Here is an 18,839-nt window from a genome sequence, read left to right on the forward strand (position 1 = left end):
GAGGCCGCCATGACCGAGCCCACGGACCCGACCCAGACGCTGCAGCGGCTGCGTGCCAGCATCGACAACATCGACGCAGCGCTCATCTACATGCTCGCCGAGCGCTTCCGCTGCACGAAGCAGGTCGGGGAGTTGAAGGCCGAGTACCGGATGCCGGCGTCCGACCCCGCCCGTGAGGAGCAGCAGATCGCGCGCCTGCGGGCGCTCGCCCTCGAGGCCGACCTCGACCCCGAGTTCGCACAGAAGTGGTTCTCGTTCGTCGTCGCCGAGGTCATCCGGCACCACACGGCGGCCGCCGACGGCTCGCGCTGAGTCCGGGGCGACCGACCGGCGACATCCGGAGGACGCCGCCGGTCGAAGGTGGGATGCGGCCGGTCAGGGCACCGCGCGGCGCAGCACCGGGAACGAGACCGCCGCGAGGACGGCCGCGACACCGGCCATGATGAGGGCCAGCATCCCCGGCCCGGAGGTCGCGAACCAGCCGAAGAACGGCCCCCACGCGTCGAACATCCCGATGACCCAGAGCCCGCCGATGAGCAGCAGCGCGACGCCGATGATGGCGACGGTCAGCCACACGTTGCCGAACCGCTTGTAGACGGCGGCGCCGGCGAACCCGACGATGAAGAACAGCATCGCCATCGCGAAGTAGAAGAACCCGGCGATCACGGGGCCGTCCAGCCACAGCCAATCGAGGGCGAAGAAGTAGCCGTTCACGCCGAACCCGTTCGTCGCGTGCTCCACCAGCCCGCCGACGATGAAGATGACGGCGAGCATGAGCGACGTGAGCGCCGCCGTGAGGATCGTGCCGAGGTAGAACTCGCGGCGGGTGACGCTCATGGCCTGCGAGAACGGGAACACCCGGGCGAGGGCCTGCGCGCCGACGACGGCGAAGTACCAGAGCGGAGCCTGCGCCCCGCCGCCGTACTTGACGCCCTCGACGCCGCTGGTCTCGAGCATCGCCCAGATCGCGAACGAGATCACGAACGCGCCGCCGAGGACGATGAGCGGCACCCAGATGTAGGTCTCGCGGTTCGCGAGCTGCATCCGGACGACGTTGAGCGTGCGGGTCATCGGAGGGTCCCTTCCTCGGACGCGGCGCTGGTGCCGGCCGCGTGCTGCGTCGCGCGGACGACGAGCTGCTGCAGTGAGACGGGCGTGACGTCCAGGCCCTGCGCGGCGAGCGCGCGCCGGTCCGCGTCGGTGAGCGCGCCCATGACGGTCACGGATGAGACGCGGCCGAGCGTCTCACGGTGGATGACGGTGCGGCCGGCGACGAACGCGTCCACGGCGGCGGTTTCGCCGACGACGTTCGCGGCGCGGTCACGCACCGCATCCGTGTCCTCGTCCATGATCACGCGGCCGTGGTCGACGACGATGACCTTCTCGATGAGGTTCGCGACCTCGTCGATGAGGTGGCTGGAGAGGATCACGGTGCGGGGGTGTTCCGCGTAGTCCTCGATCAGCCGGTCGTAGAAGATCTGGCGCGCGACGGCGTCGAGCCCGAGGTAGGGCTCGTCGAAGAACGTGATCTCGGCACGCGAGGCGAGGCCGATGACGACGCCCACCGCCGAGAGCTGCCCGCGGGAGAGCTTCTTGATGCGCGTCTTCAGCGGCAGCTGGAAGTCGGCGACGAGCCGGTCGGCGAGCTCCTGGTCCCAGTTCGGGAAGAAGAGGCGGGCGCTGCGGAACGCGTGGACGGGCATCGCGTCGTCGGGGTACTTCTGGCTCTCGCGGACGAAGCAGAGGCGCGACAGGACACGCGCGTTCTCATACGGGTCCTCGCCGAAGACGCGGACGTCGCCCGAGGTGGCGAAGTTCTGTGCGGTGAGGATGGACATGATCGTCGTCTTGCCGGCGCCGTTGCGGCCGAGCAGCCCGTAGATCGTGTCCCGCTCGATCGAGAACGAGACGCCGTCCAGGGCGCGCGTGTCGCCGTAGCGCTTGGTGAGGTCCTGGACCTCGATCACAGCAGTCACGGCCGGGTCCCTTCGTCGGTGGTGGATGCGGTGGCTGCCCGGTCGGAGATGATCCGGACGATGTCGTCGGGGCCGAGGCCGAGCTTGCCCGCCTCGGCGAGGAGGGGTTCGACGTATGTGTCGGCGAACGCGGTGCGCCGCTCGGTCAGCAGCAGCTCCCGGGCGCCGGGTGCGACGAACATGCCGATGCCGCGGCGCTTGTAGAGCACTCCCTTGTCGACGAGCATGTTGACTCCCTTCGCTGCGGTGGCCGGGTTGATGCGGTGGAAGGAGGCGAGTTCATTCGTCGAGGGGGCCTGGGTCTCCTCGGGAAGGGAGCCCTCGATGATCGAGTCCTCCACGCGCTCCGCGATCTGCAGGAAGAGTGCCTTCCCCTCTTCGATCACGTGAACCTCCGGTCTGTGGGTTAGTTACTCAAGTAATGAACCACAGTACGGCGGTGCCTGTCAACATCCCGCGGCCCACGGACGGGGTGGGGGGACGTCGGCGAGGGTCAAGGCCCGGTCGGCACCGGAGAACGCCTACCATGATGGAACGATGACCACGCCGACTACCGGGACTGTCCGAATCCGTCCTCCTCAGCAGGAGCGGAGTCGCATTGCGTGGGAGCGGGTCGTGAACGAAGGGATCTGGATCCTCGAGAACGAGGGGCGCGACGCATTGACGATCGCCGCAGTGTGCCGGCGTGCGAAGGTCGCGCCCACGGTCATCTACCGCCGAGTCGACGGGCTCTCGGGACTCTTCTGGGCCATCTATGACACCCGGATGCAGGACGTGACCCAGACGTATCGCTCAGGGCTCGCACTGGCTGCGGAACTTCCCGCAGGCTCCGAAGCCCGTGTCGAGGCCACTGTGCGTGCCATGACCGACACCTGGGAAGCACACGCGGCCTTCCTCCATCCGATCGTCAACTACTCGACTTCGGACGAGGCGTTGAACCGGCGCGGGGGCCGGGAATCCCTCGCACTCGTCGACTTGGCGGCCGATCTGCTACCCGCGCCCGTCGCGGGCGTCAACCGAGATGTCAGCCGCATGATCCATCAAGAGTGCGTCTTCCGCGCAATGTACGGCGATGGCTGGCTCAGCCATGAACCGGAGAAGTACGAAGCGTTCGTCGCCCGGGTGGTCCGCGTCGCGAAACGTACGCTCTTCCCACACCCCTGACGGCGCGTCAGGGCTTCGAACCGAACGCGTCCATGGCCCTGTTCAGCAACGCGAAGAGTTGCTCGCGGACTTCCGGTCGTTCGGAGATCCGATGCTCCCACGGGATGCGGACGTCGCGGATTCCGTCAGGGTTCGTGACTCGGAAGTCCGCGCCGTCTTCGTCGAAGTACTGGAGATCGGCCTGTGTCGCCGTCCGATCCCCATCGAGACCTTGGATGATCGTCAGGTTGCTCTCCATCGGGTCGTTGTTCATGTAATCGCAGATCGCTTGCACGACGTCGTCGCTGAATGCCATGTGTCTCTCCTGAATCAGTGGGGCCTGCCTCGCAGGACCCGAATTGATGCACGTGCTGCTCGACGGGCCGACGGCTCGACCCGCCGAGCAGCACGGTCGACCGTTACGAGGTGAGTCGGCGCCGCACGACCAGCAGCAGCAGCCCGAGGATCGGGATCCCGAGGATCCCCGCTCCCACCGCCCAGAAGGGAACGTCAATTCCGGTCCGGGCAAGGGCTCCCGCGCCGGAGGCGGCCGCCGCTTCGATCGTTATGGTCGACGCAGCCACCTCGACGCCCTCGAGGAGGACGACGACGCGGTGCGTGCCCGCGGGCGTCGCGGTCGGAACGGTCGTGGTGAGTTCGAAGGCGCCCCTCGCGTCGGAGGTGACCGTGCCCAGCAAGACCGGATCGGAATGCAGTTCGCCACGGAATCCTGCGGTGTCGGCTGCCAGTCCGCTTCCCTTGACCGAGATCCTGCCGCCCGGGACCAGTGCCCCTGTGACCGTCACCGTTCCGTGCACCGTCGACGGATCGACCGGTGACCTGGAGATCGTCACTGCGGGGGAGGGCGGTGACGCAGGCGACGAGCCGATCTCGTTGACTGCAGCGACGGTGGCGGTGTAGGTGCGCGGTGGCAGATCGACGAATGTGTGCGTGAGTCGCCCGGCTTCGACGGTCGCGCTCGTGGTGTCGGAGAGGGTGATCACATATTCCTCGATCGGTGCCCCTCCGTCCGCGGGCGCCGCCCATGCGACCGTGATGTTCCGGCCGTCGACCGACACCGATGGGGCGTCGGGGGTGGCGGGGACCGTGAAGGTCAGTGTCCCCTTGTCGAGCCCTGCTGCCACTGCGGGGCCGGCAAACGTGCCGGTGTCGAGGAATGACGCGGTGAGTGCAACGCCTAACCCACCAGCGACGAGACGTCCCGATCGGTTCTTGGTTCTGTCTTTCAAGTGACTCTCTCCTTTGCGAGCGCACGAAGGCGCCCGGGGTCGAGGTCCGAAAAGCCACGGGCAGCAGTGCCGACTGCTCCCCGGACTTCACGCTGAGGGCGATTCCGCCGAATCATCGGTGGCGTCGAGCCGCCCGGTCATGAGCGCCTCGTCGCCCACTGATCGTGCCGAACAACGGATCGACGAGATGACCCCGTGACGTGACGGCCGTGCCGAGCGATCCAGGTGTGATGGTAATGCGATTACCGTTCGACGCCAACACCTTCTTTTCCCGCGCCGCGATGACGCCGTCACTGGTTCGCTCCACAGCCCTTGACCTGAAACGGTAAGACGATTACCATTCCACGCATGACCTCGACGTTGAGTGCTTTGCAGACCGTGTCGCCGGCGACTGGACAGATCACGGCGCTTGTGACGGGCGTCCGCGAGATCGCGGCAGATGTGCTGCAGATCACGCTGGAGCCGACGAGCGGGCGGTTCCCCGAGTGGGCGCCCGGCGCCCACGTGGATGTGATCCTGCCCGACGGCACCGCGCGCCAGTACTCGCTTGCGGGGTCGCCGACCGCTCCCACATGGACACTCGGCGTTCTCATCGACCGGCAAGGCCGCGGCGGCTCTGTGTGGATCGCCGAGAACGCGCGCCCAGGCACGAAGCTCACCCTCAGCACCCCGCGGAATCACTTCCCGTTCTCGGCGGAACCCGAGGTCCGCCCGGTCTTCGTCGCCGGCGGCATCGGCATCACTCCGCTGTTGCCCATGATCGAGGTTGCGGACGCCGCCGGACTCGACTGGGCGATCCACTACGTCGGTCGATCGATGGACCACATGCCGTACGCAGACGAATTGTCGGTGTACACCGGACGGGTTCACCTCTACCCGCGTGACACGTCCGCTCGACCGGATCTGGATGAGATCATCCGTGGGCACCGGCCGACAGATGTGTACTGCTGTGGTCCCGAGACGCTCATGGCGGCAGTCGAGAATCTCGGTCGCACCCACGAGGACATCGACGCGCACGTCGAACGATTCATCCCACGTCCGCTCGGCGACGATCGCGGCCTTGATGAATTCGATGTGCACTGCGAGTACACGGGCATCGACGTGCACGTCGGGCCCGGCCAGAGCATTCTCAACGCGGTTGCCGAAGCCGGGATCGAAGCGCCCGCCTCATGCGCCGAAGGGACATGCGGCACCTGCGAAACGCCGATCATCTCGGGCGAGGTCGTCCACCTCGACTCCGTCCTGAGCGACGCAGAACGCCAGGCGTCCTGCTCGATGATGATCTGCGTCTCTCGGGCGGCCTGCCCCCGAATCGTCCTCGACATCTAGCCCCCACCACCAACCGACAGAGCGAAGGAGCTCACGAGATGACTGACACCAAGGCCATGGTCGACGAGACGGACGACCTACTCCTCTCCCGACCGGATTTCTGGGCACGTCCCGACAGAGCGGACGCGTTCCGCGTCATGCGTGACCGGATGCCGGTCGCATTCCACCCCGAAGTCCCCGCTCCGTGGGCACCGGAGGGAGGTGCGGGATACTGGGCGATCACTCGCCACGAAGATGTCACCGCGGTGACCCGGAACACGCAGACGTTCAGCACCCGGGGCGGGACACAGCCCGAGGAATGGCCCGAGGACCGCGTCCGCGCGCTCGGAATGCTCCACATGGACGACCCGGAGCACCGTATCTGGCGCTCCATCGTCGGCCCCGCCTTCGCCCCGCGCTACCTCGACCGCATCCTCGACAAGATCCGTGAGAACGCGAACGATGTGATCGACAAACTCATCGCAGAGCCCGATGTCGATGTCGTCACGAACCTGGTGAACTCCTACCCCGTGCGCGTCATCGCCGACATGCTCGGCATGCCGAAGGAGGACCACGACCAGTTCGTCGAATGGACCTACCTCGCATTCGGAACAGACCGCGTGAAGGGAAACGCCGCACACCGAGCGCTCATCGAGTACGGCACCGCTCTCGCGGCCAAGTGCCGGGCGAACCCGGGCGACGACGTGATGAGCCGCATCGTCACCGCCGAAGTCGAGGGCCGCCAGCTCACCGATCTGGAGGTCGGAGGCTTCGTGTCCCTCCTCATCGGCGCCGGTGCCGAGACGACCGGTTCCTCCCTGGCCACCGGCCTCTGGCAGCTGGCCAAGAACCCTGAGCAGTGGCAGCTGCTCAAGAACGACCGAACTCTCATCCCCAAAGCCGTCGACGAGTTCTGCCGTTACACCTCCGCTGTCGTGGCCTGGCGGCGCACCGCCACCGAAGGCATCGAACTCAACGGACAGCAGATCGCCGAGGGCGACAAGGTCGTCATGTACTATGAGGCGGCCAACTTCGATGACAGGGTCTTCGAGGACCCTCAGCGCTTCGACATCACTCGGGATGCGAGCAAGCAGGTCGCGTTCGGCGCCGGCGGCCCCCACCAGTGCCTCGGTGAGCATCTCGCACGGCGAGAGATGCGGGTCTTCCTGGAGCAGCTCCTCGAGCGCGTATCCGACATCACCGTCACAGCCGACTTGCGTCGCCCTGCGAACCCACGGTTCAACATGGTGTCCGAGTTCCGGGCCACCTTCACCCCCGCCTGATCCGAACGCACAGACGGCCTGGGCCCAGCGCTCGGGCCGTCTGCTTGCGTGTTGCCCCCGATCCCTCTGACAAGCAGGAGCTTCATGCAGTACACGACCCTCGGAGGCACCGACCTCACCGTGAGCCGCATAGGACTCGGTTGCATGAGCATCGGCGAGCATGTCCCGGGATTCAACGAATGGTCGCTCTCCGAGTCCGAGTCGCGACCGGTGCTCCGGCGCGCGCTCGACCTCGGCATCACGTTCTGGGACACGGCGAACATCTACGGCGGAGGCACCTCAGAAGAATTCATCGGCAGGGCACTCACGTCCTTGACCACGCGGGACGAGATCGTTCTGGCCACGAAGGTGTACTACCCCGTCGGACCGGCCGCGGACGACCGAGGGCTGTCACGACGGGCGATCAACAAACAGATCGATGCATCCCTGAGACGATTGCAAACCGATTACATCGATCTCTACCAGATCCATCGATTCGATCCCGAGACCCCGGTCGAGGAAACCCTGGAAGCACTCCACGAGCTCGTCGAAGGAGGCAAAGTCCGCTACCTCGGCGCGTCCTCGATGCACGCGTGGCAATTCGCGAAGCTCCAATACACAGCACGCGCGAACGGATGGACACCGTTCATCAGCATGCAGGACCACTACTCGCTCCTGGAGCGAGAAGAGGAGCGCGAAATGTTCGGTCTGCTGGCGGACGAACAGGTAGACAGCATCGTCTGGAGTCCACTGGCCCAAGGGCGGCTTGCTCGACCGTTCCAGACCACCACGCGACGCTCCGAGCACGACGGCTTCGGCAAGCGGTTCTTCGGGGACGGCGACGAACAGATCATCCGCGCAGCCCAAGAGATCGCGGGCGAGCGCGGTGTCCCCATGGCTCAGATCTCCATGGCCTGGGTCTTCTCGAACCCCGTCGTCGCGGTCGCCCTCGCCGGCGCCACCGCACCCCACCACCTGGATGACGCGGTGGCTGCACTCGAGATCACGCTGACCGAGGATGAGCGCAGTCGATTGGAGAGCGCGTACAGGCCCCGATCCCCGATCGGGTACTGAGCACGGGGTGAGCAACGATCGGTGCCCATAGCCCGGTCACCCTGCCGGGGGTCGCGGGTCTCGGCGGGGCACCGGCCAGGGCGCTCGCCGGACCGGTTCGGGCCGTGGGGTCTCGGCTGCGGCTCCCGGATGCGGTTCGGCCGCGGGTTCCCGCCGCGGCTCCGAGACGGGTTCCGGTTCCGCCGGCCGTGCCTGCGGCGACGGCCGCGGGGTCGCACGCGGTGGTGCCGCCGGACGGACCGGTCGCCGCGTCGCGGACGCCCGCAGCGCCGCATCCTCCGCCGTCTCGAACGCCTCCGTCGCACGGCGGACCGCCGCACGGTACGCGACGAACTCCTCCGGCCGCATCCGTGCGCCCGCCGACGCCGGGCGCAGCTGCAGCGCCTCCTGCTGGGCCCGGAGGAACGCGGCCGTGACGGGATGATGGGGGTCGCTCATCTGCGGGAAGGCGATGGCGTTCTCGACGTCGGTCTCGTACTCGAGCCACCGCGCGGTGAGTGCGTCGTGCTCGCGCATGAGCCTCGGCAACGGCAGGTCGTCGCCGCGCACCGACTGGGCGCGCACCCGCTCGGCGCGGACGTGCGCCCGCGCGGCCTTCAGCGCGAGTGCGGCCGCACGCTGCGCCTGCTTCGCGCGTTGCAGCGCCGCACGGGCGTCGAGGATCCCGCGCAGATCGCCCCGGTTGGCCTTCGCGGCGAGCACCACCGCCTGCGCGGAACGGGTGTCGGCCTGCGCCTGCATCAGCCGGTTCAGGGCCTCGCGTTCCTCGTGCCGTGCCGCGTCGACCGCCAGGCGCTTCGAGCGCCGTCGTCCGGTGGTCAGGCCGGCATAGCCGATGGCGCCGAGACCGGCGGCCGTCGGCGCGGCCCACCACCATGTGGTGAGGAACACGAGAATCGGCTCCACCCTGCCATGCTAGCCGCGGTCCGTCCGGCGCCGGCCGGCACGGTGGATCAGCCGAACAGCAGCGCGATGACGGTCGAGCCGCCGCCGACCAGCACGAGCGAGATGATCACGATCCACGCGGTCACCCGCATCCGGAACTGGCGCCGGGTGCGCAGGTCGTCCATCTCGTCGTCGGTCACGCCGTGACCTCCTCGGTGACGGTCGGACCGAAGGCGGCCGGCAGGGTGGCGCGCGAGCGGGAACGCAGCTCCCCGAGCGACACCGTGAAGAGGTCCTGCACCTCGAGGGCGGCCGCGCCGTCGGTGGCGATGTCGGTCACGCCGATCCGCAGCACCGGGTAGTCGCGTCCCTCGCACAGCCCGCGGAACTTCACGTCCTCCTCGCGGGGCACCGTGACGATGACGCGGCCGGTCGACTCCGAGAACAGGGCGGATGCGGCATCCACCCCGTCGCGCTCGAGGATCTCGCGCAGCCACACCCGGGCGCCGACGCCGAAGCGCATGACGCCCTCGGCGAGTGCCTGGCCGAGGCCGCCGGCCGACAGGTCGTGCGCGCTCGAGACCAGCCCCTGGTCGGACGCCGCGCGCAGCAGCTCACCGAGGCGCTTCTCCCCGGCGAGGTCGACGACCGGGGGACGCCCGCCGAGGTGGTCGTGCACGACCTGCGACCACGCCGAGCCGCTGAGTTCGTTGCGGGTGATGCCGAGCAGGTAGATGTTCTCGCCGGCGTCCTGCCAGCCGCTCGGGATGCGGCGGGCGACGTCGTCGATGATGCCCATGACGCCGACGACCGGGGTCGGGTGGATCGGCACGTCGCCGGTCTGGTTGTAGAAGCTGACGTTGCCGCCGGTGACCGGGATGCCGAGCTCGAGGCAGCCGTCCGCGAGGCCCTCGACGGCCTGCGAGAACTGCCACATGACCTCGGGGTTCTCGGGGCTGCCGAAGTTCAGGCAGTCGGTGACCGCGGTCGGGGTGGCGCCGGTGACGGCGACGTTCCGGTAGGCCTCGGCGAGGGCGAGCTTGGCGCCCTGGTACGGGTCGAGCTGGCAGAAGCGCCCGTTGCAGTCGGTGGCGATCGCGAAGCCGAGGCCGGACTGCTCGTCGACGCGGATCATGCCGGCGTCGTCGGGGAAGCTCAGCGCGGTGTTGCCCAGCACGTAGTAGTCGTACTGGTTCGTGACCCACGACGTGTCGGCGAGGTTTGGGCTGCCGAGCAGGTCGAGGAACTGCGTGCGCAGCGTCTCCGCGTCGGTCGGGCGGGCCAGGGCCGCCGCGGAGTCCTGCTGCAGCGCGTCGATCCACGTCGGGTACGCGACCGGGCGCTCGTACACCGGGCCGTCGACCGCGACGGTGGAGGGGTCGACGTCGACGATCTGCTCGCCGTGCCAGAAGATCTGCAGGCGCCCGTCGCCGGTCACCTCGCCGAGCACGCTCGTCTCGACGTCCCACTTGCCGACGACCGCGAGGAACGCGTCGAGCTTCTCCGGCGCGACGATCGCCATCATGCGCTCCTGGCTCTCGCTCATGAGGATCTCCTCCGGCGTGAGCGACGGGTCGCGCAGCAGCACGTTCTCGAGGTCGACCCGCATCCCGGAGCCGCCGTTGGCGGCCAGCTCGCTGGTCGCGCAGGAGATGCCGGCGGCGCCGAGGTCCTGGATGGCCTCGACGAGCTCGTCGCGGTAGAGCTCGAGGCAGCACTCGATGAGCACCTTCTCGGCGAACGGGTCGCCGACCTGCACGGCGGGGCGCTTGGTCGGGCCGCCGTCGGCGAACGTGTCGGAGGCGAGGATCGACGCGCCGCCGATGCCGTCGCCGCCGGTGCGCGCACCGAACAGCACGACCTTGTTGCCGGCGCCGGTGGCGTTCGCGAGCTTGATGTCCTCGTGGCGCATGACGCCGACCGCGAGCGCGTTCACGAGCGGGTTGCCCTGGTAGACCGCGTCGAACACGGTCTCGCCGCCGATGTTCGGCAGGCCCAGGCAGTTGCCGTAGAACGAGATGCCGCTGGTGACGCCGTGCACGACGCGGGCGGTGTCGGGGTGGTCGATGGCGCCGAAGCGCAGCTGGTCCATGACGGCGACGGGGCGCGCGCCCATGGAGATGATGTCGCGGACGATGCCGCCGACGCCGGTCGCGGCGCCCTGGAACGGCTCGATGTAGCTCGGGTGGTTGTGCGACTCGACCTTGAAGGTGACCGCCCAGCCCTCGCCGATGTCGACGACGCCGGCGTTCTGCCCCATGCCCACCATGAGGCGGGTCTTCATCTCGTCCGAGACCTTCTCGCCGAACTTGCGGAGGTAGATCTTCGAGGACTTGTAGGAGCAGTGCTCGCTCCACATGACCGAGTACATGGCCAGCTCGCCCGAGGTGGGGCGGCGGCCGAGGATCTCGCGGATCTTCGCGTACTCGTCGTCCTTGAGGCCGAGCGCCGCGTACGGCTGCTCCTTCTCAGGCGTCGCGATGGCGTTCTCCACGGTGTCGGCGACGGGACGCGCGGCGGTGGGGTTCTCGGTGGGGGTGGTCACGCGGCTGAGCTCCATGGATCGCGGGTGCCGGACGCGACCAGTCTAGTTGCGTCGGGCCGCACCACCACAGGTCGGGCGTAGTCTCCACACATGTCCTCGTCCGAGTCCGATCCGGCCGCGTCGGATGCGGTCGCCACCGGCCCCGCGGCGGCGCTCGCCGCCCGTGCGCACGCTCTCGACGCGATGCTCGCGAGGCTCGACGACGACGAGGCGAGCCTCCGCGTCGACCGCGCCGACGGGACGGCCGACGACGAGCACGACCCGGAGGGGTCGACGCTCTCCGGCGAGTGGCAGCGGGTCGAGGCGCTCCGCCGCGCCACCCTCGCCGAGCGCGCCCAGGTCGAGGCCGCGCTCGCGCGCGTGGCAGTGGGCACGTACGGGGTGTGTGCGCGCTGCGGCGAGCCGATCCCGGCGGCGCGGCTCGAGGCGCGCCCCTTCGCCACCATGTGCGTGGCGTGTCAGGCGGCGACCGGGGGCTGAGGCATCCGGGGGTTGTGCACGCGCCCGCACAGGTCTAACGTGCAACCAAATGGTTGTACATTACGAACTCGACGACGCCGCGGTGGACCGGCTCTTCCGCGCGCTCGCCGACGCCACGCGCCGTGACATCCTGCGGCGCACCATCGAGGCGGAGCAGTCCGTCTCGACACTCGCCGCGGCCTACGAGGTCACGTTCGCGGCGGTGCAGAAGCACGTGGCCGTGCTGGAAGCGGCGGAACTGGTGATCAAGCGGGCGGAGGGGCGCGAACGACTCGTCCGCGCGCGCCCCGAGACCATCGCCCGCGCCCGCCGCCTGCTGGCCGACTACGAGCAGCTGTGGCGCGCACGCATCGACCGACTCGACGCACTGCTGTCCGAAGAACCGTGACCGGATGCGGCCGGCATGCCGCCGCATCCACGATCCGTGAGGAACCGACATGCCCGTCACCGACATCACGACCGATCCCGACCAGCTCACCATGACGCTCGTGGCCGACTTCGACGCGCCGCGCGAGCGACTGTGGCGCGCCCTGACCGACCCCCGCCAGCTCGAGCGCTTCTGGGGCCCTCCCGGCTGGCCCGCGACGTTCACCCACTTCGACTTCACGGTCGGCGGCGGCGCGCGGTACGCCATGACCAGCCCGACCGGTGAGCAGTCCCGCGGTGGTTGGGAGTTCCTCAGCATCGACGAGCCGGACGCGTTCGAGGTGCTCGACGCGTTCTACGGCGAGGACGGCAAGCCGGTCGAGGACATGCCGGCCATGCGCATGCGCTTCCTCGTCGAGGAGACCGAACAGGGGTCGCGCCTGCGCAACATCACCTACTTCACCTCGGTGGAGGCGCTCGACCAGGTCGTCGCGATGGGCGCCGTCGAGGGGTCGCGGATGGCAATGGAACAGCTCGACGCCGTGCTGCAGGACCTCCGCGCATACGCCGGCGGAAAGGGCACCCGCACCGACCTGCTCGACGACACGCACGTGCGGATCACGCGTCTCATCGAAGGGCCGCAGGACCTCGTCTGGCGCGCGCACACCGAGCCGGAGCTGCTGCGGCAGTGGATGCTGGGCCCGGACGGCTGGGAGATGACGGTCTGCGAGCTCGACCCCACGCCCGGCGGCCGCTACCGGTATGCCTGGGCGCCGGTGGGGGACACGCCGGGTGAGGCGTTCGGGTTCGACGGCGAGACGCTGCTCGTCGAACCGACGCGGCGCATGGTCTCGACCGAGCACATGACCGACACCGACTACCCGTCGACGACGAACGACCTCCAGCTCTACGAGGAGGACGGCGCGACCCTCCTCACGCTCCTCATCGAGTACCCCGACATGCAGACGCGCGACACGGTGCTGGCGACCGGCATGACCGAGGGCATGGAGACGAGCTACGCCCGGCTGGAGACCGTGCTCGCCGGGTGAGAGGCGGGTGGGGTCGCGGGTGAGCGCCACGGTGACGTTTCGTCCGCCCGCGCACGGGCACGGCGTCCGACGCGCAGGATCAGGGGGTGCGCTGTGCGCCCTGACGCGCGTCGGAACCCGTCGACCGCGTCTCCACCCGCATCCGAGAGGGACCGATCTCTACCTGATCGCCCGCGGCCGGGGCATGGGCGCACGCAGTCGCGCGCAGGCCCAGCAGCTGCAGGATGCCCAGGCCGAGTGCATCAAGTCGCTCGCAGGCGACGGCACCGTGAGCCCCGCCGACGAGATCGCGAAGGCGAAGGCGCTGCTGGATGCGGGCGCATCACGCAGGCGGAGTTCGATGCGCTGAAGGCCAAGGCGCTCAGCTGACCGCCTGACCGCTTCCGGGAGGCCCCGATCCAGACGGATCGGGGCCTCCCTCGTCTTCCCAGGGCCTCACAACCGATGCGCAGCGCCGCGTGCTAGGGTCGGTGCGGCGCTTCCCAGCGCCTGCGTCGTCGATACGCTGCCCCGGTCTCGGACCGCTGGGCCTCTTCTCGAGCGGCGAACCGATGCGCGAATCCGCGCCGTCGCCCACGTTCCGCGATCGACTCCGATCGCGCTCTTCCCGAAAGTCGCATCCCTATGCCTTCGTTCATCGACCTCGGCGTGCCCGCACGCCTGGCCGCGGTCCTCGCCGAGTCCGGCAAGACCGAACCGTTCCCCATCCAGCAGAGCACCCTGCCCGATTCGCTCGCCGGGCGCGACGTGCTCGGCCGCGGCCGCACCGGAAGCGGCAAGACGCTCGCGTTCTCGCTGCCGATGGTCGCCCGCCTCGCGGACGGCCGCCGCACCCCGGGTCGCCCCCGCGGGCTCGTGCTCGCCCCGACCCGTGAGCTCGCGACGCAGATCGCCGCGACCCTCACGCCGCTCGCCGAGACCTCCGGTCTGCGCGTCACCACGATCTTCGGCGGTGTGAGCCAGAAGCCGCAGGAGCAGGCGCTGCGCGCCGGCGTCGACATCGTCGTGGCCTGCCCCGGCCGGCTCGACGACCTCATGAAGCAGCAGCTCATCCACCTCGACCGCGTCGAGATCACCGTGCTCGACGAGGCCGACCACATGGCCGACCTCGGCTTCCTCCCCGTCGTGACCCGCATCCTCGGCGCGACGCCCACCGGCGGCCAGCGGATGCTGTTCAGCGCCACCCTCGACCGCGGCATCGACGGCCTCGTCCGCAAGTTCCTGCAGAACGAGGTGCGCCACGAGGTCGACGAGTCGAGCGTCCCCGCCGCCGCGATGACCCACCGCGTGCTGCTCGTCGCCGACGACGCGAAGAACGAGCTCGTGCGCACCCTCGCGTCCGGCGAGGGCCGCCGCATCCTCTTCACCCGCACCAAGCACCAGGCGAAGAAGCTCGCGAAGACCCTCACCGCCGCCGGCATCCCCGCCGTCGACCTCCAGGGCAACCTGTCGCAGAACGCCCGCGAGCGGAACCTCGCCGCGTTCGGCGCACCCGTCTCCGAGGGCGGCGTGCGCGTGCTCGTCGCGACCGACGTCGCCGCCCGCGGCGTGCACGTCGACGGCGTCGAGCTGGTCGTGCACGTCGACCCGCCGACCGAGCACAAGGCGTACCTGCACCGCTCCGGCCGCACCGCGCGCGCCGGTGCCGAGGGCACGGTCGTCACGGTCGTGCTCGCCTCGCAGAAGCGCGACGTGTCTCAGATGCTGCGCCAGGCGGCGATCAGCGCCGACTTCGAGTCCGTCGACGCCGCCCACCCGGCCGTCGCGGAGCTCGTCGGCGAGGTCGCGGCGTACGTGAAGCCCGCGCCCGTGCAGGCGCAGCAGCAGCCGCAGGGCGGCGGGCGCGGCTCGGGTCGCGGCGGCAACGGCAGCGGCGGACGCGGCGGCAACGCCGGCGGTTCGGGTCGTGGCGGCTCCGGCCGTGGCGGTTCGGGCCGCTCGCAGGGCGCCGGGCAGGGCGGCCAGCGCCGTCAGGCCGGTTCCGGCGCGACGGTGTCGGGCCGACCGGCGGCCGCGGGCGCGCAGCGCCCCGCCGCGGCGTCCGGCACGGGTCGCCCCGCAGCATCCGGCGCCGGGCGCACCGGCGGCCAGCGCCGCAACCGCCGCGCGTCGGGCGGCGGCGGTTCGACCACCGTGTGGTCAAGCTCCTCGCGCTGACCGCTCGTTTCCCGGGTCCGCCCCCGTCGTCGCGCACGACGGGGGCGGACCCGTTCTCGGTCCACTTGCCTCAGATGTACGCGTACGACCGCGCGTCGCGTACATCTGAGGCAAGTCGACCGGGGAGGCAGCCGACGTGTCGCCGATAGGTGGCCTTCGCGGCGACACGCTGGGGCTCTACACCGCGCTCATGGCCATCACGCTGTTCCTCCTCGGTGTCGCCGCCGTCGTGCGCCGCCCGCTGATGCAGTGGATCCTCATCGGCACCGGTACCGCGATCTTCATCGTCACGGCCGTGCTGACGCTGACGATCCCGTTCGTCTGGCTGTAGCGCCCGCAGCGTTCCGTTTCGGATCGAGTTGCCTCAGATGTCCGCGCACGGCGGCGTGTCGCGTACATGTGAGGCAACTCGACCGGGGCTGCTCAGGCTCGGGCGAGGGCGTCCTCGAGCGCGACCCATGCGAGCATCGCGCACTTGACCCGTGCGGTGAACTTCGAGACCCCGCCGAGGGCCGCGGCGTCGCCGAAGTCGTCCTCGTCGAGCTCGACCTTGCCCCGCGAGCGCAGCGCCTCGCGGAACGCGTCGATGAGCGCGGTCGCCCGGTCGCGCTCGACGCCGTCGACGAGCCCGGTGAGCATCGAGGCGGACGCCTGCGAGATCGAGCAGCCCGCGCCCTCCCAGGTGACGTCGCGGATGCGATCGCCGTCCAGGCGCACCCGCAGCGTGATCTCGTCGCCGCAGATCGGGTTCTTCTGGTGCGAGGTCGCGCAGGCGCCCTCCTCCTCGGCGAGCCCGAAGCCGTCGCGAGCCTTGGAATGGTCGAGGATGAGCTCCTGGTAGAGCCCGTCGAGCCCGCTCATGCCTGCACCCCGAAGTACGCGCGCACGCCCGAGACGGCGTCGAGGAACCCGTCGACGTCGTCGACCGTGTTGAAGACGGATGCGGAGGCGCGCACCGTGGCGGTGAGCCCGAACCGACGGTGCAGCGGCTGTGCGCAGTGGTGGCCGACCCGGACGGCGACGCCGCGGGCGTCGAGCACCTGCCCGACGTCGTGCGCATGCACGCCCTCGACCTCGAACGCGACGAGCGCGACGCGTTCGGCATCCGCGTCACCCAGCATCCGGATGCCGTCGATGCCCCGCAGGCCGTCGCGCATCCGCGCCTCGAGCAGCCGCTCGTGCGCGTGCACCTCGGCCATCCCGAGTCCGTCGAGGTAGCGGACGGCGGCGGCGAGTCCGACGGCCTGCGACACCGGCTGGGTACCGGCCTCGAAGCGGTGCGGCGGCGGGAGGTACTCGGCGTCGTCGAGCGTGACGGTGGTGATCATCGAGCCGCCGGTGAGGAACGGCGGCAGCGCCTCGAGCACCTCGCGGCGCCCGTAGAGGCCGCCGACGCCGTAGGGGCCGAGCATCTTGTGGCCGCTGAAGACGGCCAGGTCGACGCCGAGCGCGGGAAGGTCGAGCGGCACGTGCGGCGCCGACTGGCAGGCGTCCATGACGGTCAGCGCGTCGGCGGCGCGGGCGAGCCCGACGAGCTCCGCGACCGGGTTGACGATGCCGAGCACGTTGGAGACGTGGGGGAACGCGACCACGCGGGTGCGTACGCCGATGATCGAGGCCGCCGCATCCAGATCGAGTGTCCCGTCGTCGTGCACGGGGATGTGGCGGAGCCTGGCGCCGGTGCGGACGGCGAGCTCCTGCCAGGGGATGAGGTTCGCGTGGTGCTCGGTCTCGGTGACGACGAGCTCGTCGCCCTCGCGCAGCGCCAGGTGCGCGGATGCGGCGCCGCCGCGACCGGCGGTGGCGTTGCCGATCCCGTACGCGACGAGGTTCAGCCCCTCGGTCGCGCCGTGCGTCCAGACGAGGGTCTCCTCGTCGGCGCCGACGAACGCGGCGACGGTGTGCCGGGCGTCCTCGAACAGTTCGGTCGCCTCGGCCGCGAGCGTGTGCGCGCCGCGGTGGACGGCGGCGTTCGTACGGGTGAGGAAGTCGACCTCGGCGTCGATGACCTGCTGCGGCTTCTGGCTCGTCGCGCCGGAATCGAGGTAGACGAGCGGATGCCCGTTCACCTCCTGAGCGAGCAGGGGGAACTCCGCGCGCACGCGCAGCGGATCGAAGCCTGAAGGGGTCACCTCTCCAGGGTACGGGCGGGGGAGTGGACCCGCTCCGTGTCACTGGGTGACATCGGCGGGCGGGAACGTTCCCGCCCGGGGATTATGCTGCTGTCTTCAGCAAGCCGTCGATCTGGAGTGGATGTGACAGGGGCCAGCACGGCACCGGCGACGCTCGACGAGTTCGCCGCAGCCCTGCAGGAGCGCCGCCTCGAGGCAGGCGCTCCCTCGTTCGCGCAGATCGCGGCCCGGATCAGCGCCGTCCGCGAGGCCTGTGGCGTTCCGACGGCCGCCGCGCAGGTCGCGCGGTCCTCGGTCTACGACGTGTTCCGCACCGGCCGTCGTCGTGTGAACGCCGACCTCGTCGCGGAGATCGTGCTCGCTCTCGGCGGTGACGAGCACGAGGCGGAGGTGTGGCGCACCCGGTGTCTGCGCGCGCAGGCCGGTGCCGTTCGCGGCGAGGAGACGAACACGGGGTCGGTCGCGCACGCCTCAACCTCACCCGCGGACGGATCAGGCACGGGGCGTTCACCGGTGCCTCCCGCGAAGCCCGCACCATCCGCGACGCCGGTGACGGCCCGCGGTTCCCGTGGGGCGTCCGGTCCGGCCCGTCGTCTCCCGCCCCCGACGGAGGAGCGGAGCGTCGCCGAACGCCTCGCGGCGACCCCGGAGTTCGCGGCGGTCGTGATGGTGGCTGCGATCAGCATCAACATGGTGGGCGGCACCCTCGCGAACCGCTTCGACAGCCCGTTCTACTTCGACACCATCGGCACCGCCGTGGCCGCAGTGCTGCTCGGACCGTGGCGTGGCGCGGCCGTGGGCCTGCTCACCAATGCGTTCGCGTCGTTGATCGCGCTCCCGGAGACCATCGTCTTCGGTCTGGTGAACGCCGCGGCGGGGCTCGCCTGGGGGTACGGGGCGCGGCTCTGGCGCGCCGATCGCTCGTTCACGCGCTTCCTCGGACTGAGCATGCTCGTCGCGGGACTGTGCACGTTGATAGGCGCGCCGATCAACGTGCTGATGTACCACGGTCAGCTCCTGCATTCCAATCTCGGCATACACGAGATCGCTGACAATGTCTGGCGGACCGTCACCGCGATCAACCTCAGCGTCTCGATCGGGGACAAGCTCATGACAGCGGTCCTGGCCTATGCCGCGATCTCGGTCATCATGTACCTCCATGCGGCCGGCCGCGCCCGCACGGCCTTCCCGACGTCGCGCTGAGACTGTCCG

22 protein-coding genes are annotated in these 18,839 nt (G+C 69.8%); 12 read left to right on the forward strand and 10 right to left on the reverse strand.

Annotation, left to right across the window (positions count from 1 at the left end):
- Positions 1–9: 9 nt before the first annotated feature.
- A complete protein-coding gene (locus ACWAUO_RS11085; RefSeq protein WP_460775418.1) occupies positions 10–312 on the forward strand; it encodes a chorismate mutase in 303 nt (100 codons plus the stop codon).
- Between the two features lie 63 nt (positions 313–375).
- On the opposite strand, the gene ACWAUO_RS11090 is transcribed toward ACWAUO_RS11085, so the two are convergent.
- From ACWAUO_RS11090 to ACWAUO_RS11100, 3 genes are read right to left on the reverse strand one after another with little or no spacing between them, the layout of a single operon-like run.
- Complete coding sequence (locus ACWAUO_RS11090) at positions 376–1,071, reverse strand: hypothetical protein (protein WP_460775419.1); 696 nt, start codon at positions 1,069–1,071, stop codon at positions 376–378.
- A complete protein-coding gene (locus tag ACWAUO_RS11095) occupies positions 1,068–1,976 on the reverse strand; it encodes an ABC transporter ATP-binding protein (protein WP_460775421.1) in 909 nt (302 codons plus the stop codon). Before ACWAUO_RS11095 ends, ACWAUO_RS11090 begins: the two co-directional genes overlap by 4 nt.
- Positions 1,973–2,362 (reverse strand): GntR family transcriptional regulator, encoded by a 390-nt coding sequence (locus ACWAUO_RS11100; protein ID WP_460775422.1) that lies wholly within the window; start codon positions 2,360–2,362, stop codon positions 1,973–1,975. Before ACWAUO_RS11100 ends, ACWAUO_RS11095 begins: the two co-directional genes overlap by 4 nt.
- Positions 2,363–2,591: 229 nt before the next feature.
- Between ACWAUO_RS11100 and ACWAUO_RS11105 the strand changes: the two genes are divergently transcribed.
- A complete protein-coding gene (locus tag ACWAUO_RS11105; RefSeq protein WP_460775424.1) occupies positions 2,592–3,140 on the forward strand; it encodes a TetR/AcrR family transcriptional regulator in 549 nt (182 codons plus the stop codon).
- Positions 3,141–3,147: 7 nt separating this feature from the next.
- Here ACWAUO_RS11105 and ACWAUO_RS11110 read toward each other — a convergent pair whose 3' ends face one another.
- Positions 3,148–3,435, reverse strand: coding sequence for a DUF2470 domain-containing protein (locus tag ACWAUO_RS11110; RefSeq protein WP_460775425.1), 288 nt, complete (start codon positions 3,433–3,435; stop codon positions 3,148–3,150).
- 103 nt (positions 3,436–3,538) lie between these two features.
- On the reverse strand, positions 3,539–4,369 hold the full coding sequence (locus tag ACWAUO_RS11115) for a fibronectin type III domain-containing protein (protein WP_460775426.1): 831 nt from the start codon (positions 4,367–4,369) through the stop codon (positions 3,539–3,541).
- 348 nt (positions 4,370–4,717) lie between these two features.
- Between ACWAUO_RS11115 and ACWAUO_RS11120 the strand changes: the two genes are divergently transcribed.
- The 3 genes from ACWAUO_RS11120 to ACWAUO_RS11130 all read left to right on the forward strand — a co-directional run bounded on the left by ACWAUO_RS11120 (position 4,718) and on the right by ACWAUO_RS11130 (position 8,013).
- A complete protein-coding gene (locus ACWAUO_RS11120) occupies positions 4,718–5,698 on the forward strand; it encodes a PDR/VanB family oxidoreductase (RefSeq protein WP_460775428.1) in 981 nt (326 codons plus the stop codon).
- A gap of 56 nt (positions 5,699–5,754) precedes the next feature.
- Entirely contained in the window at positions 5,755–6,960 is a 1,206-nt protein-coding gene (locus ACWAUO_RS11125; RefSeq protein WP_460775429.1) for a cytochrome P450, read from the forward strand.
- Between the two features lie 84 nt (positions 6,961–7,044).
- Positions 7,045–8,013 (forward strand): aldo/keto reductase, encoded by a 969-nt coding sequence (locus tag ACWAUO_RS11130; RefSeq protein ID WP_460775431.1) that lies wholly within the window; start codon positions 7,045–7,047, stop codon positions 8,011–8,013.
- Between the two features lie 36 nt (positions 8,014–8,049).
- Here ACWAUO_RS11130 and ACWAUO_RS11135 read toward each other — a convergent pair whose 3' ends face one another.
- Genes ACWAUO_RS11135 through purL form a run of 3 tightly spaced genes read right to left on the reverse strand, consistent with a single transcriptional unit; the run spans position 8,050 to position 11,458 of the window.
- A complete protein-coding gene (locus ACWAUO_RS11135) occupies positions 8,050–8,919 on the reverse strand; it encodes a hypothetical protein (RefSeq protein WP_460775432.1) in 870 nt (289 codons plus the stop codon).
- A gap of 47 nt (positions 8,920–8,966) precedes the next feature.
- On the reverse strand, positions 8,967–9,098 hold the full coding sequence (locus tag ACWAUO_RS11140; RefSeq protein ID WP_460775433.1) for a hypothetical protein: 132 nt from the start codon (positions 9,096–9,098) through the stop codon (positions 8,967–8,969).
- Positions 9,095–11,458, reverse strand: a complete 2,364-nt coding sequence (purL, locus tag ACWAUO_RS11145; protein WP_460775435.1) for a phosphoribosylformylglycinamidine synthase subunit PurL — start codon at positions 11,456–11,458, stop codon at positions 9,095–9,097. The genes ACWAUO_RS11140 and purL overlap by 4 nt, the downstream gene beginning before the upstream one ends.
- A gap of 75 nt (positions 11,459–11,533) precedes the next feature.
- Here purL and ACWAUO_RS11150 point away from each other — a divergent pair, with 75 nt between their 5' ends.
- From ACWAUO_RS11150 to ACWAUO_RS11175, 6 genes are all read left to right on the forward strand, one after another.
- A complete protein-coding gene (locus ACWAUO_RS11150; RefSeq protein WP_460775436.1) occupies positions 11,534–11,923 on the forward strand; it encodes a TraR/DksA family transcriptional regulator in 390 nt (129 codons plus the stop codon).
- Positions 11,924–11,972: 49 nt separating this feature from the next.
- On the forward strand, positions 11,973–12,311 hold the full coding sequence (locus ACWAUO_RS11155; RefSeq protein WP_460775438.1) for an ArsR/SmtB family transcription factor: 339 nt from the start codon (positions 11,973–11,975) through the stop codon (positions 12,309–12,311).
- Positions 12,312–12,360: 49 nt separating this feature from the next.
- On the forward strand, positions 12,361–13,338 hold the full coding sequence (locus ACWAUO_RS11160; protein WP_460775439.1) for an SRPBCC family protein: 978 nt from the start codon (positions 12,361–12,363) through the stop codon (positions 13,336–13,338).
- Positions 13,339–13,522: 184 nt separating this feature from the next.
- On the forward strand, positions 13,523–13,687 hold the full coding sequence (locus ACWAUO_RS11165) for a hypothetical protein (RefSeq protein ID WP_460775441.1): 165 nt from the start codon (positions 13,523–13,525) through the stop codon (positions 13,685–13,687).
- A gap of 275 nt (positions 13,688–13,962) precedes the next feature.
- Positions 13,963–15,495, forward strand: coding sequence for a DEAD/DEAH box helicase (locus ACWAUO_RS11170; protein WP_460775443.1), 1,533 nt, complete (start codon positions 13,963–13,965; stop codon positions 15,493–15,495).
- Positions 15,496–15,631: 136 nt separating this feature from the next.
- On the forward strand, positions 15,632–15,826 hold the full coding sequence (locus ACWAUO_RS11175; RefSeq protein WP_460775444.1) for a hypothetical protein: 195 nt from the start codon (positions 15,632–15,634) through the stop codon (positions 15,824–15,826).
- 92 nt (positions 15,827–15,918) lie between these two features.
- On the opposite strand, the gene sufU is transcribed toward ACWAUO_RS11175, so the two are convergent.
- On the reverse strand, positions 15,919–16,356 hold the full coding sequence (sufU, locus tag ACWAUO_RS11180; protein ID WP_460775446.1) for a Fe-S cluster assembly sulfur transfer protein SufU: 438 nt from the start codon (positions 16,354–16,356) through the stop codon (positions 15,919–15,921).
- Positions 16,353–17,627, reverse strand: coding sequence for a SufS family cysteine desulfurase (locus ACWAUO_RS11185; RefSeq protein ID WP_460775447.1), 1,275 nt, complete (start codon positions 17,625–17,627; stop codon positions 16,353–16,355). Before ACWAUO_RS11185 ends, sufU begins: the two co-directional genes overlap by 4 nt.
- 123 nt (positions 17,628–17,750) lie before the next feature.
- Between ACWAUO_RS11185 and ACWAUO_RS11190 the strand changes: the two genes are divergently transcribed.
- A complete protein-coding gene (locus ACWAUO_RS11190; RefSeq protein WP_460775448.1) occupies positions 17,751–18,830 on the forward strand; it encodes a hypothetical protein in 1,080 nt (359 codons plus the stop codon).
- Positions 18,831–18,839: the final 9 nt, after the last annotated feature.

Source organism: Microbacterium sp. GXF7504, from assembly GCF_054798235.1.

Excerpts from the sequence above, each read along its gene's own strand:
- ACWAUO_RS11085 (WP_460775418.1), top strand. The coding sequence starts at position 10 with ATGACCGAGCCCACGGACCCGACCCAGACGCTGCAGCGGCTGCGTGCC.
- ACWAUO_RS11090 (WP_460775419.1), bottom strand. The coding sequence starts at position 1,071 with ATGACCCGCACGCTCAACGTCGTCCGGATGCAGCTCGCGAACCGCGAG.
- ACWAUO_RS11110 (WP_460775425.1), bottom strand. The coding sequence starts at position 3,435 with ATGGCATTCAGCGACGACGTCGTGCAAGCGATCTGCGATTACATGAAC.
- ACWAUO_RS11120 (WP_460775428.1), top strand. The coding sequence starts at position 4,718 with ATGACCTCGACGTTGAGTGCTTTGCAGACCGTGTCGCCGGCGACTGGA.
- ACWAUO_RS11125 (WP_460775429.1), top strand. The coding sequence starts at position 5,755 with ATGGTCGACGAGACGGACGACCTACTCCTCTCCCGACCGGATTTCTGG.
- ACWAUO_RS11130 (WP_460775431.1), top strand. The coding sequence starts at position 7,045 with ATGCAGTACACGACCCTCGGAGGCACCGACCTCACCGTGAGCCGCATA.
- purL (WP_460775435.1), bottom strand. The coding sequence starts at position 11,458 with ATGGAGCTCAGCCGCGTGACCACCCCCACCGAGAACCCCACCGCCGCG.
- ACWAUO_RS11150 (WP_460775436.1), top strand. The coding sequence starts at position 11,534 with ATGTCCTCGTCCGAGTCCGATCCGGCCGCGTCGGATGCGGTCGCCACC.
- ACWAUO_RS11155 (WP_460775438.1), top strand. The coding sequence starts at position 11,973 with ATGGTTGTACATTACGAACTCGACGACGCCGCGGTGGACCGGCTCTTC.
- ACWAUO_RS11160 (WP_460775439.1), top strand. The coding sequence starts at position 12,361 with ATGCCCGTCACCGACATCACGACCGATCCCGACCAGCTCACCATGACG.
- ACWAUO_RS11165 (WP_460775441.1), top strand. The coding sequence starts at position 13,523 with ATGGGCGCACGCAGTCGCGCGCAGGCCCAGCAGCTGCAGGATGCCCAG.
- ACWAUO_RS11170 (WP_460775443.1), top strand. The coding sequence starts at position 13,963 with ATGCCTTCGTTCATCGACCTCGGCGTGCCCGCACGCCTGGCCGCGGTC.
- sufU (WP_460775446.1), bottom strand. The coding sequence starts at position 16,356 with ATGAGCGGGCTCGACGGGCTCTACCAGGAGCTCATCCTCGACCATTCC.